This window comes from Microbacterium sp. (assembly GCF_047607465.1).
GTDB lineage: Bacteria > Actinomycetota > Actinomycetes > Actinomycetales > Microbacteriaceae > Microbacterium.
In genome coordinates this window covers 1-12,024 of sequence record NZ_JASGCY010000020.1, presented here as the reverse complement: position 1 = coordinate 12,024, position 12,024 = coordinate 1, and the positions used below count along the sequence as shown (strand labels likewise).

The 12,024-nt window shown below is 69.9% G+C and carries 12 protein-coding genes; 4 read left to right on the top strand and 8 right to left on the bottom strand.

What is annotated here, in order from left to right; translation table 11 throughout:
* Positions 1-90 precede the first annotated feature (90 nt).
* Entirely contained in the window at positions 91-633 is a 543-nt protein-coding gene (locus QM568_RS02230; protein ID WP_415135382.1) for a universal stress protein, read from the bottom strand.
* A gap of 149 nt (positions 634-782) precedes the next feature.
* Here QM568_RS02230 and QM568_RS02225 point away from each other — a divergent pair, with 149 nt between their 5' ends.
* Positions 783-974 (top strand): DUF3073 domain-containing protein, encoded by a 192-nt coding sequence (locus tag QM568_RS02225; RefSeq protein WP_415135380.1) that lies wholly within the window; start codon positions 783-785, stop codon positions 972-974.
* 130 nt (positions 975-1,104) lie between these two features.
* Here QM568_RS02225 and QM568_RS02220 read toward each other — a convergent pair whose 3' ends face one another.
* The 3 genes from QM568_RS02220 to purM all read right to left on the bottom strand — a co-directional run bounded on the left by QM568_RS02220 (position 1,105) and on the right by purM (position 5,193).
* Positions 1,105-2,409 carry a CynX/NimT family MFS transporter gene (locus QM568_RS02220; protein ID WP_415135378.1) on the bottom strand — a complete coding sequence of 435 codons (1,305 nt, stop codon included), beginning with the start codon at positions 2,407-2,409 and terminating at the stop codon, positions 1,105-1,107.
* Positions 2,410-2,527: 118 nt separating this feature from the next.
* Positions 2,528-4,000: an amidophosphoribosyltransferase gene (gene purF / locus QM568_RS02215; protein ID WP_415135376.1), complete on the bottom strand. Its 1,473-nt coding sequence runs from the start codon at positions 3,998-4,000 to the stop codon at positions 2,528-2,530.
* 23 nt (positions 4,001-4,023) lie between these two features.
* Positions 4,024-5,193, bottom strand: a complete 1,170-nt coding sequence (purM, locus tag QM568_RS02210) for a phosphoribosylformylglycinamidine cyclo-ligase (RefSeq protein ID WP_415135374.1) — start codon at positions 5,191-5,193, stop codon at positions 4,024-4,026.
* A 786-nt stretch (positions 5,194-5,979) separates the two neighbouring features.
* Here purM and QM568_RS02205 point away from each other — a divergent pair.
* Positions 5,980-6,585, top strand: coding sequence for a zinc-binding alcohol dehydrogenase (locus QM568_RS02205; RefSeq protein ID WP_415135372.1), 606 nt, complete (start codon positions 5,980-5,982; stop codon positions 6,583-6,585).
* A gap of 34 nt (positions 6,586-6,619) precedes the next feature.
* On the opposite strand, the gene QM568_RS02200 is transcribed toward QM568_RS02205, so the two are convergent.
* Positions 6,620-6,934, bottom strand: a complete 315-nt coding sequence (locus tag QM568_RS02200) for a potassium transporter Trk (protein WP_415135370.1) — start codon at positions 6,932-6,934, stop codon at positions 6,620-6,622.
* A gap of 57 nt (positions 6,935-6,991) precedes the next feature.
* Entirely contained in the window at positions 6,992-7,360 is a 369-nt protein-coding gene (locus QM568_RS02195; protein WP_415135368.1) for a sterol carrier family protein, read from the bottom strand.
* A gap of 77 nt (positions 7,361-7,437) precedes the next feature.
* Here QM568_RS02195 and QM568_RS02190 point away from each other — a divergent pair, with 77 nt between their 5' ends.
* A complete protein-coding gene (locus QM568_RS02190; RefSeq protein ID WP_415135366.1) occupies positions 7,438-8,115 on the top strand; it encodes an NUDIX hydrolase in 678 nt (225 codons plus the stop codon).
* 86 nt (positions 8,116-8,201) lie between these two features.
* On the top strand, positions 8,202-9,479 hold the full coding sequence (gene purD / locus QM568_RS02185) for a phosphoribosylamine--glycine ligase (RefSeq protein ID WP_415135364.1): 1,278 nt from the start codon (positions 8,202-8,204) through the stop codon (positions 9,477-9,479).
* A 49-nt stretch (positions 9,480-9,528) separates the two neighbouring features.
* Here the strand turns inward: purD and QM568_RS02180 are convergent, their stop codons facing one another.
* Positions 9,529-11,016: an MFS transporter gene (locus QM568_RS02180; RefSeq protein WP_415135362.1), complete on the bottom strand. Its 1,488-nt coding sequence runs from the start codon at positions 11,014-11,016 to the stop codon at positions 9,529-9,531.
* Entirely contained in the window at positions 11,009-11,623 is a 615-nt protein-coding gene (locus QM568_RS02175; RefSeq protein WP_415135360.1) for a PadR family transcriptional regulator, read from the bottom strand. Before QM568_RS02175 ends, QM568_RS02180 begins: the two co-directional genes overlap by 8 nt.
* Positions 11,624-12,024: the final 401 nt, after the last annotated feature.

The following is a 12,024-nucleotide window of genomic DNA, read 5'->3' as shown; positions in this document are numbered from 1 at the left end:
GCCCCACCTGACGCGCCGCGCCCCACCTGGCAGAAGTCGCGCAGGTGGGGCGTCGGCGCGCAGGTGGGGCGTCGGCAGGGGTGCGCGGGGTTACTCGGCCCAGATCTCCTTCTGGGAGTCGGGCACGGGCTCCTCGAGCGGAACCACCAGCACCGACCGGTGCTGCCGGTGCGCGAGGCGGGCAGCGACGGACCCGGTGAAGAACTCCCTGATCGACTCGCCGATGCCGCGCTTGCGGGTGCCGACGACGATCAGCTGCGCGTCGAGCTTGCCCGCCAGCTGCTTGATGGCGAGAGCGGGGTCGCCGACGAGCTGACGCACCGTCCAGACGAGATCGGTGCCGTCGAGAACAGCGGATGCCGCCGCCTGGACGGCGTCGAACTCGGCGACTCCTGCTTCGAAGTTGATGTCGATGGGGGCCGAGTGCACGTAACCATCGGGATCCTCGTAGGTGACGAAGCGCGTGACGTCGACGTGCACGACGACGAGGGGCGCCGAGAGCAGCTTTGCGTAGCGGATCGCCTCGTCGAGCACCCGTGGCGACTGATCAGGCTGCAGCCCGACGATCACCGCCTTCTGCAGAGCCTCGTTCTGCACGTCTTCTTCCCTCTGTGCTGAGGAGTTGTCGGTCATGAGAAGTGCTCCCTTCACCAGGCCCGCTTCGGCGAGACGGGCTTCCCCGCGTGCTATTCTGAATGCTACTCTTACCGGCCTCGAGCCGGTTTCCTGAAACGCGCCGGGCCCGTGTCGTCCGGCTGCCGACTCGTGAGGGGGTCTCTGGCATGGGCCGTGGCCGGCAGAAGGCGAAACACACCAAAATCGCCCGCGAACTCAAGTCGTACAGTCCGTCTGTGAACTATTCGGCACTGGAACGAGAGCTCGCGCACCCGAGCGATGACTCCGAGGATGAGTACGTCGACAAGTGGGCAGACGAGTACGCCGACGAAGACGAGGATGAGCTAGAGAAGGCCTGACCGCCCCTCTGCTCGTCGCCCGCCCCGCACGATGCGCGGGAGGTTCGTCGCGCCCGCGCACGCCCGCCCCTGCGTAGGGCGATCGCAGCGGCATCCGTCCTGCCTCCGATCACGCCGGCGGGCGGCGACCTCACCAGCGACCGTGTCGCCGCTCCCATTCGTCCTCGATGGTGCGAGAGCCCCCGGCGATCCAGCCCGCGGGGGCGGCGACCACCAGCAGCCCGGCGAGCACGATCAGCGGCAGCTGCCATCCGTGCGTCATCTCGTGCAGCACGCCGAGCGCCAGCGGGAACAGCGCGGCGATCCCGTAACCGATGCTCTGCATGAAGCCGCTGAGGGCGACGGCGCTCTCCGGGGTGCGGGAGCGGATGCTGAGCAGCACGAGACTCAGCGGGAACAGGATCGCGGTGAGACCGAAGACGATCACCCACAGCGCGAGCCCCGCGGCGGGGAGCAGCAGCAGCCCGGCGAGGCCGGCGAGGCCCCCGCCGACCGCGACGAAGAACAGCGCACGCGCAGCCTGGAACCGCACCACGAGCACGGGCACCACGAGCGAGCAGGGCAGGCCGACCGCGCCGAACACCGACAGCAGGAGACCCGCAGTCGAACCGGTCACGCCGCCGATGTCGACGAGCATCGTCGGCATCCAGGCGAACGAGGAGTAGGCCATCGATGACGAGGCCGCGAACACGAGCGCGAGCGCCCAGGCCAGCGGCAGCCGCCACAGCCGCCCGAAGACCCGCGGGTTGGCGGGGTTCGTCGTGATCGGTCCAGTGGCGACCTCGGCGGGGGTGAACGCCTCGCGCCCCTCGGGGGCCTCTGCCGGACGAGCCGGTGCACGCGGACCGTCGGAAGCGGCATCCGTCTTTCCGGTGACGAGCATCGTCACCCACGGCGCCAGTGCGAGCAGCGCGATCGCACCCCACATGCCGAGCGAGACGCGCCAGCCGAGCGAGTCGGCGACCGGCACGGCGACCAGCGGCGGCAGGAACGTCGACACCGCCATGATCGTCGAGTACAGCGTCATCATGAGGCCGAGGCGATCGGGGAAGTACTTCTTGACCAGCGGTGGCAGCAGCACGTTGGCCGAACCGACGCCCGCGAAGACGAGCGCTGTGGCGGCCAGCAGGCTCCACGAGTCGAATGCCGCCCCGCGCAGCAGCAGGCCGATGCTCATCAGCGCGATCGCAGCGACGGCGACCCGCTCGAGCCCGAATCGGCGCTCGAGGAGCGGGGTGAGCAGGCCGAACACGGCGAAGCACACCGGCGGCGCCGAGCCGATCATGCCGACCACCACGGGCGACACCGGGAAGTCCGCGGCGACGTGGTCGATCACCGGCGACAGCGAGGCCACCGCCGAGCGCAGGGAGAACGCGACCAGCACGATCCCGAGCAGAGCGAGGGTCCTCCCCTGCCAGAGCGGCCTTGCTCTCACTTCCGGTCCTCGGGCTCGACCGTCCGGTCCCTGGAAGCGTCGACCTCCCGGTCCGTGGACGCGTCGACCTCCCGGCCCCTGAGCGAGCGCAGCGAGACGAAGGGCGAGGTCCCGAGCATCAGGACGACTGGGACTCCTCGACCCAGGACAGGTACTCGTCGCTCACCGTGCCGGTCACGTAGCGCCCGTCGAAGCAGCTCAAGTCGAGGTCGTCGACACTGGAGCCCTGGGTGATCGCCTCCTTGAGGTCGTCGACCTCCTGATAGACGAGATGATCGCAGCCCAGCTCTGCCGCGATCTCGGGGATCGTGCGGCCGTGCGCGATGAGCTCGTGCCGCGAGGGCATGTTGATGCCGTAGACGTGCGGATGCCGCACCGGCGGGGCCGCCGAGGCGAACGTGACGGAGGTCGCACCGGCATCCCGCGCCATCTGGATGATCTGCTTCGAGGTGGTGCCGCGCACGATCGAGTCGTCGATGAGCAGCACGTTCTTGCCCTGGAACTCGGTCGACATCGCGTTCAGCTTCTGCCGCACGCTCTTCTTGCGCACCGCCTGGCCCGGCATGATGAAGGTGCGTCCGACGTAGCGGTTCTTGTAGAAGCCCTCGCGGTACTCGATGCCCAGTTTGCGCGCGACCTCCATCGCGGCGGGGCGCGACGAGTCGGGGATCGGCATGACCACGTCGATCTTGTCGCGAGGGACGTGCTTGGCGATCGTGTCGGCGAGCTTATCGCCCATGCGCAGGCGCGACTCGTACACCGAGATGCCGTTCATGATCGAGTCCGGACGGGCGAGGTACACGTACTCGAACGCGCAGGGGGCGAGCGTCGGGTTCTCGGCGCACTGCCGCGTGAACAGCTCGCCGTCGTTCGTGATGAACACGGCCTCACCCGGATCGACCTCGCGCACGATCTCGTAGTCGCCGTTCTCGAGCACGAGCGACTCGCTGGTGACGACCCACTCATCGCGGCCCTCCGCGCCCTCGACGGTCGACGGCCGACGGCCGAGGATGAGAGGACGGATGCCGAACGGATCGCGGAACGCGAGCAGTCCGTATCCGGCGATCACCGCGACGACGGCGTACGCGCCCTCGATGCGCTGGTGGGTGCGGGCGACGGCCTCGAAGATGCGCTCGGGATCGAGGTCGACGGTCGAGGTGGTGTTCTGCAGTTCCCCGGCGAGCACGTTGAGCAGCAGCTCGGTGTCGCTGGACGAGTTCAGGTGACGGCGGTCGCGGTGCACCATGTCGGCGGCCAGCTCACGGGTATTGGTGAGGTTGCCGTTGTGAATGAGGACGATGCCGTAGGGCGCGTTCACGTAGAACGGCTGCATCTCCTCTTCGCTGGACGCCGTGCCCTTGGTGGCGTAGCGCACGTGGCCGAGGCCGACGTTGCCGAGGAGGGCGCGCATGTCACGGGTGCGGAAGGCCTCGCGCACCATGCCCTGCGCCTTCGCGTTGTGCATGACGCCGTTGGGTTCGGCCGTGGCGATGCCCGTCGCGTCCTGGCCGCGGTGCTGCAGCAGGAGGAGAGCGTCGTAGATGTCCTGGTTGACCGGGGCAGTCCCGACCATTCCGACGATGCCGCACATGGAGTGTCTGCTTATCCGTTTCTTCAGTGGGAGGCGTATGCGCCAACGAGGCGCACGGCTCCGCCGTCGACGCCCTTGGCGCCCAGGGCCCACTCGCCCGGAGTCTCGGCGCGTCGCGCCAGCGACGGGTCGAGGGGGCGAGGGGAATCGAAATCCCCGGCCGGGCGAGCGCCGAAGCCGACGGTGGCCACCTGCCACGCGTGCTGGCCCTGCGCTGCGAGGGCGGCGATGGCGGCATCCGTCTTGTCCTGCGCGACGACCGCGAGGAATCCGATGCCGAGGTTCCAGGTTCCCTCGGCCGACTCCAACGTGGAGCCGGCGATGTCGCTGAGCACGCGGAAGACGGGGCTCGGCGACCAGGTGCTGCGATCGACCTCGGCCCAGCTGCCCTGCGGGAGCACGCGGGCGAGGTTCGCCGCGATACCGCCGCCGGTGACATGGCTGAGCGCGTGCACGGCCCCGGGGACGGTGTCGATGAGGCGCAGCAGCGGCGAGGTGTACAGGCGCGTCGGCTCGAGGAGCACCTCGCCCCAGGTGGTGCCGAAGTCGGCGGCCTGGTCGCGGTAGCCGAGACGCGCGTTCGTGATGATGTGCCGAACAAGCGAGAAGCCGTTGGAGTGCAGGCCGCTGGAGGCGATCGCGAGGACGACGTCGCCATCCTGCACGCGCTCGGCACCGAGGATCGCGTCGGCCTCGACGACACCGGTGGCGGCGCCGGCGACGTCGTAGTCGTCGACGCCGAGAAGACCCGGATGCTCAGCCGTCTCGCCGCCGACGAGGGCGGTTCCGGTGGCCGCGCACGCCTCGGCGATGCCGCGCACAATGTCTGCGATGCGCGTGGGAACGACCTTGCCGCACGCGATGTAGTCGGTCATGAACAACGGCTTGGCGCCCACCACGACGATGTCGTCGACGACCATGCCGACGAGGTCCTGCCCGATCGTGTCGTGCTTGTCGATCGCCTGCGCGATGGCGACCTTCGTGCCGACGCCGTCGGTGCTCGAGGCCAGCAGCGGACGACGGTAGCCGAGCAGGGCGCTCGCGTCGAACAGTCCGGCGAATCCGCCGACGCCACCGAGCACTTCGGGGCCGTGGGTCGCGAGCACCGAAGACTTCATCAGTTCGACGGCGAGGTCACCCGCCGCGGTGTCGACGCCGGCTTCGGAATAGGGATTGGTGGAGGAGGCAGCCACCCCTCAAGACTACCGCCCGGCTCGCGGCGCCCGCGCCGGGGTTCTCACAGCATCCGCTTCGCGCTCCGGTCGCGCTCCGGTCGCGATCCGTGCCGGGTCAGCATCCGCTCCTGCCGTTCCGGTCGTGTTCCCGTCGCGATCCGTGCCGCAACGCCCGCCACCTCTGCTTTCCAGTCGCGTTCCCGTCGCGATCCGTGCCGCGTCAGCATCCGCTCGCGCCGTTCCGGTTGCGATCCATGCCGCTACGCACGCCGCCCCTGCGTTCCAGTCGCACTTCGTGCCGCAATGCCCGCCGCCCCTTCGCTCCGGTCGCACTTCATGCCGCCAACAGCCCGAGATACCGACACCAACTGCGACCGGAACCCCGAACGCCAACGCCAGAACGACACCAACTGCGACCGGAACGTTGTGAGGTGAGGAGCCGCGGGAGTCTCGGCGAACACGACGCGGAAGGCGAAGCCTCCGTCGCGAGTCGTGCCGCCGCGGCATCCGTTCTCCTGCTGCGGTCGCACTTCGTGCCGCTCAGAAGCGATCCAAGCGGCACGAAACGCGACCGGAACGGAACGACGGCGACCGAAACAGAGCGACGGGGACCGCAACGGCGACCGGGACGGAACAACGGATGCCGGGAAGGAACAACGGATGCCGGAACAGAACGACGGACGCCAGGACAGAACAACACACGCCGCAACGGGCCGAAACGGCGACCGCAACGCAACGACGGACGCCGCAACGGCACCTCGCCCGCGACGGGAGGCCGACGCGGGCGAGGAATACGATGGCCTCATGTCCGAGAAGCCGCAGTGGCTGATCCGCGAAGACGCGGGCGTTCCGGTGCTGGTCGCGCTCGCGCTGCGGCAGGCGCTCGGCATCCGCGTACCCGCCGACCTGCCCAGCCTTCGCGACCTGCCGGTCAGGGCACCCGACGCCGCCGAGACGACGGCGGCGCTCGAGAGCCAGTGGCGCGACTACTGGGACATGACCGTCGAGCCCCGCGCCCACCGCTCCGGCGTGCCGCTCGAGCTCGTCGACGGGTTCGACACGCTCGTCGCCCTGCCCGCATCGGGTGCCGAGGCTTTGGCCGAAGCGATCGCGCCGCATGCGGCATCCGCGCTGCAATACGCCCGAGCCGCCCACGACCGCTACGTCTCCTCGGTGGGCGCCACCACCGGCGGCGACGCGTATCGGGCCTACGCGAGCGCGATCGCCGAGTTCGAGCGCGAGATCGGACGACGCGCCCACTCCTTCGAGCTGAACGTGCAGGTGCTGCCGCTCTCGCAGCGCGGCATCTGGTGGATCGGCGCGCTGACCGTCGCCGTCACCGATGGACTGCGCCGCGACATCGTCGCCTTCGACACCGCCATTCGGCCGATCATCGCCGAACTCGCGTAGCGACGGATGCCGGAGCGGACGGCCGCGTTCGCGCTCAGTCGACCTCGATGATCGTCTCGCGCTCGACGCGGACGACGTGATCGCGACGGCGCACGATCCGCTCGGCGATGAGACCGGCGACGCCGCCGAGGGCGAGGCCGATGGGCGCCGTCCACAGCAGCAGGAACCCGAAGACCTGTCCCGGCGGGTAGACGACGTCGAGGGTCTCCGACGGCTCGTAGTTGCCGACGAAGGTGAGAATGCCGGCGGCGATCACGCCGAGCACGACCCCGATGCCCATGAAGACGCCGTAGCGCGGCACCTTGCGCACGGTCGCTGAGGCGATCTGGGGGGCTTCGGGCGACGGCATGTGTCCATTGTCCCACCGTTGCCTGTGCGAGGATGCCGCGCCGGCTGCGGCTGAGCCTCAGGGGCGCAACGGGAGAACCGTGGCGAGGTCGGCCCTCGTCCCCGAGGCGTGGATGCGGCCGGAGGCGGCGGCATCCGCCCATCGCAGCGCGCCCGTCGCGACGGCGATCCACGTCTGCGCGTCCATCTCGACGACGTTCGGCGGCGTGCCGCGCGTGTGCCGCGGCCCCTGGATCACCTGCACCGCCCCGAAGGGCGGCACCCGCACCTCGACGGTGCCACCAGGGGCCTTCTCGTCGAGCAGTTGCAGCAGATACCGTACCGCGGTGGCGAGGTCGGGTCTGCGCGGGGCGAGGCCGCCAGCATGGGCCTCGGCGACCGCGGCGAGCGCCGCGCGACCGGAGGCGATGTCGATGGAGCGTGCCATCCGTCCAGCCTACAAAGCAGCCCCCACTCAGGACCCCATCGGGCCGGTCCCCGCGCGGCGGGCATAGGCTCGAAGCGATGATGGAGACCGGAGAACTGCGGGGCGCGCGCGCCGAGCTCATCGCCGCGGCGAACGACCCCGGCCTGTGGGCCGGGCGGCATCAGCCGCTCCAGGGCGCGGCCCACGCGGCATCCGTGCTCGTGCTGTTCGGGCGTCTCGACGGCGTGCCGGCGCGCAGCGACGAGCTCACGGTCGCCGCCGACCTCGACGTGCTGCTGCAACGCCGCGCGGCGACGCTGCGCTCGCACCCCGGGCAGGTGTCGTTCCCCGGGGGCCGGCGAGAGGCCGGCGATGCGGATGCCGTCGCCACGGCCCTCCGCGAAGCCGAGGAGGAGACGGGGCTCGACCCCGCAGGCGTCGAGGTGCTCGCCACGCTGCGCGAACTGCCGCTCGCCGTGAGCAACCACCTCGTGACCCCGGTGCTCGGATGGTGGCGCACGCCCTCGCGGGTGGCGGCGGTCGATCACGCCGAGACGGTCGAGGTGTTCCGGGTCCCGGTCGCGCAGCTGCTCGATCCGAGCATCCGCTGCACATCGACGATCACGCGCGCCGGCCGCACCTGGAAGGGCCCCGCCTTCGACATCGACGGCACCGTCGTCTGGGGTTTCACGGCGATCGTGCTCGACGCCCTGTTCGACGCGACCGGCTGGACGGTGCCGTGGGATCGCAGCGTCGAACGCCCCGTCACGGTCTGAGCCGCCAACCCCGTTCCTGAGCGAGCGAAGCGAGACGAAGGACGCCCCGCCGAACCACCCCCCGCCGACGTCGGTAGTCTGGACGGGTGAAGATCCTCGTCCTCGGTTCCGGTGCCCGTGAGCACGCGATCATCCTCGCCCTCAGGGCCGAGCGCACGGAGCACGAGGTGTTCGTCGCCCCGGGCAACGCTGGCATCGCGCGGCAGGCGACCCCGGTCGCCCTCGACCCGCTCGACGGTGCAGCGGTGACCGCGTTCGCCGATGAGCACTCGATCGACCTCGTCGTCATCGGCCCCGAGGCGCCGCTCGTCGCCGGTGTCGCCGATGTGCTCCGCACCCACGGCGTGCCCGTGTTCGGCCCAGGCAAGGCGGCCGCGCAGCTCGAGGGATCGAAGTCGTTCGCGAAGCGCATCATGGACGCCGCTGGCGTCCCCACCGGCCGCGCAGTGCGGGCGGCATCCGTCGCCGAGGTCGAGCAGGCGTTCGACGAGCTGGGCGCCCCGCACGTCGTGAAGGCCGACGGACTCGCCGCGGGCAAGGGCGTGATCGTGACCTCCGACCGCGCCGAGGCCCTCGCGCACGCGGCGCACTACCTTCCGTCTGGTCCGGTGCTCGTCGAGGAGTTCCTCTCCGGCCCCGAGGTGTCGCTGTTCTTCGTCAGCGACGGGGACACGGTGCGCGCACTGAGCCCCGCGCAGGACTTCAAGCGCGCCTTCGACGGCGACGAGGGTCCCAACACGGGCGGCATGGGCGCCTACTCGCCGCTGCCCTGGCTGGCCGAGCGGTTCGGCAGCGAGAAGGCTTTCGTCGACGAGGTCACCCGCGATGTCGCCCTGCCCGTCATCCGTCGGCTGGACGCCGAGGGCACCCCGTTCATCGGCCTGCTCTACGCCGGGCTCATCCTCACCCCGGCCGGTGTGCGCGTCATCGAGTTCAACGCGCGCTTCGGCGACCCCGAGACCCAGGTCGTGCTGCCGCGCCTGGAGACGCCGCTGTCGGAGCTGCTGTTCGCCGCGGCGTCGGGGACCCTCGAGGACCAGCCGGAACCGGCCTTCGCCGACGACGTCGCGATCACCGTGGTGCTGGCGAGCGAGGGCTACCCCGAGGCCCCGCAGACAGGACGGCCCATCCACGGACTCGCCGAGGCGGCCGCGGTCGGGGGCGTGAGCATCGTGCACGCGGCGACCGCCGGCCCGGATGCCCCCGGCGGCGACCTGCTCGCGACCGGAGGACGTGTGCTGAACGTCGTGGCGACGGCATCCGATTTCCGCACAGCGCGAGAGCGCGCCTACGAGGCGATCGCGAAGATCACTCTCGAGGGCGCGCACCACCGCACCGACATCGCCGCCCGCGTCGCGGAGTAGCTCGCGGCCCGGCCCGGCACGGTTTCGGATGCTGGACGCGGCACGCCGCTCAGCGCGCGACGAGGTGCTTCGGACGCTGCATGAACAGGATGCCGATCACACCGACCAGCAGCACTGCGGCGGGCAGGATCATCGACTGCGCCATGGCGGCCGAGAACCCATCCACGACGAACGAAGGCAGCTGCCCTGACCCGAAGTCGCCGCTTTGGTCACTCGCTCCTGGAAGGTTCGCCTCGAGGCGCCCCTGCATGAGGGCGGCGATCGCGGCGGAGCCCAGAACCGACCCGATCGTGCGGGTCGTGTTGTAGATGCCGGCGCCCGCGCCCGCCTGACGCGGCTCCAGGTTGCGGGTCGCGGTGGTCGCGAGCGGCCCCCACATGCCGGCCTGGCCGACGCCCATGACGGCCGACGGCAGCAGGAACATCCAGATCTCCGCGTCCGCGTTCATCAGCAGGGCCTGCCAGACGAGCGCGACCACGGTCAGTCCGAGTCCTGGCACGAGCAGCATCCGCGGGTCGACACGATCGAGGATGCGGCCGGCGATCGGCGCGAGCACACCCGAGAGCACCGCCATCGGGATCATCAGCAGGGCGGCCTCGGTCGGGGTGAGCCCGCGTGCGAGCTGGTAGAAGAACATGAGCGGCAGCGACATCGAGGTGACCGTGAAGCCCACGGCGGCGATGCCGAAGTTCGACACCGAGAAGTTGCGGTCGCGGAACAGATCGAGCGGCACGAGGGGCTCGCTGCGGGTCGTCGCCTGCTGCCAAATGAACACCGCCAGCACGACGACACCGGCGCCGACCATCGTCCAGATCCACGCGGCCCAGTCGTAGTGCTCGCCCTCCTGAAGCGCGAACACGAGCAGGAACAGGCCGATCGCGCTGAGGAAGACGCCGACCATGTCGAACCGGTGCTCGTGGGTCTTCAGACGCGGGACCAGGATCCACGCGAGCACGAAGCCGATCACACCGACGGGCAGGTTGATGAAGAAGATCCACTCCCACCCGAAGGCATCAACGAGCAGACCTCCGGCGAGCGGGCCGACCAGCGTGGCGACGCCCGCGGTCGCGCCCCAGAGGCCCATGGCGGCGCCCCGGCGGTCGGCGGGGAAGGTGCGAGTGATGACAGCCATGGTCTGCGGGGTCATCAGCGAGGCACCCAGCCCCTGCGCCGCACGGAACGCGACGAGCATGGGCAGCGTGCCAGACAGCCCGCAGCCGAGCGAGGCGAGCGTGAAGATCACCAGACCGGTGAGGTAGATGTTCTTCGGACCGAACCGATCGCCGAGACGTCCGGTGATCAGCAGCGGCACGGCATAGGCGAGCAGATAGGCGCTGGTGACCCACACGACGTTGTCGAGGTTGTTCGTCTCAGGGTCGAGCGCGGCTTTGATGGCGGGGTTCGCTACCGAGACGATGGTCGTGTCCACGAGGATCATGAAGAAGCCGATGACCAGCGCCCACAGCGCTGGCCAGGGACTCTTCGGCTTATGCCCGGTGGTGTAAGAGCCGGTTTCGCCGGCGCGGGATTCAGTCATTCTGACGTGCCTTTCGCCTGGCAAGCAGGTCGTCGGGATCGGGTCCCCAGGGAAAGTCGGGGGAGGCAATCCGGGGGATCAGGGCGTCGAGCCAATCGATCTCAGCCCGATGCAGGATGCTGGCGCGTTCGAGTTCGAGCAGATACTGCTCCGGCACGCGGCGGGCCGCTGCCCCCGCGCGGCCCGTGTCGAGCGCGTCGAGCTTGGCGCGTAGTGCGTCGAGGCGGTTCGTGAGGAGCGCCACGACCTCGTCGCGCTCGAGATTGTGCGCCTCGGAGAGGGCGACGCGGAACTGCGCCGACCGGCTCTGGGAACCGAGCTCGCGCCGCACCCAGTCGGCGACGGCAGCCGAGCCCCGCTCGGTGACCCGGTAGGTCGTGCGTTCTGGCCGGTTGCCCTCACGATCGACGCCGACCTCTTCGAGGAGTCCGTGCCCGTGCAGTCGAGCGACGGTGTGGTACAGCGTGCCATTGGTGCACGTGACCATGCGGTCGTGGCGGCGCGCCTTCAGCAGCCGCGCCATCTCGTAGGGATGCATGTCGCCCTCGCGCAGCAGCGCGAGCACCATCACCCCGAGGGGCGTCAGCGGCACGTCGTTCACGATCACTCCCGTTCGATTAGTCTAGATGGACTAATCGAACTCGACTATACCTCGTAATGCCGTGATGGGGCGTCGTAGAGCGCCACCGGAGCAGGCCCCCACCGGGCCCGCGCCGCGCACGCCCCGGCAAGCCCTGTGCGGAGCTCAGCTGTCGCGTGCCGGGAAACGCCCTGGTGATCGTCCGATACGACGGCGCAACGACACCTGCCTCGTCGCGAACACGTATCGGGTCGCGTTTGCTTCGCCAAAAGCCGCCGGGACTGCTGCACGAGTAGGTGACATCTGATCTGGCTTGCCCGGGAGGGTGGGCCTGGAAGGATGTTGCTGTGCCCAAGCCCTATCCCACCGAGTTTCGTGACGACGTCGTGCGCGTCGCCAGGCATCGCGAGCCTGGAGTGACGATCGAG

Coding starts and splice junctions, on each gene's coding strand:
- QM568_RS02230 (WP_415135382.1), bottom strand. CDS start 633: ATGACCGACAACTCCTCAGCACAGAGGGAAGAAGACGTGCAGAACGAG.
- QM568_RS02225 (WP_415135380.1), top strand. CDS start 783: ATGGGCCGTGGCCGGCAGAAGGCGAAACACACCAAAATCGCCCGCGAA.
- purF (WP_415135376.1), bottom strand. CDS start 4,000: ATGTGCGGCATCGTCGGAATGGTCGGGACTGCCCCGGTCAACCAGGAC.
- QM568_RS02205 (WP_415135372.1), top strand. CDS start 5,980: ATGTCCGAGAAGCCGCAGTGGCTGATCCGCGAAGACGCGGGCGTTCCG.
- QM568_RS02200 (WP_415135370.1), bottom strand. CDS start 6,934: ATGCCGTCGCCCGAAGCCCCCCAGATCGCCTCAGCGACCGTGCGCAAG.
- QM568_RS02195 (WP_415135368.1), bottom strand. CDS start 7,360: ATGGCACGCTCCATCGACATCGCCTCCGGTCGCGCGGCGCTCGCCGCG.
- QM568_RS02190 (WP_415135366.1), top strand. CDS start 7,438: ATGATGGAGACCGGAGAACTGCGGGGCGCGCGCGCCGAGCTCATCGCC.
- QM568_RS02180 (WP_415135362.1), bottom strand. CDS start 11,016: ATGACTGAATCCCGCGCCGGCGAAACCGGCTCTTACACCACCGGGCAT.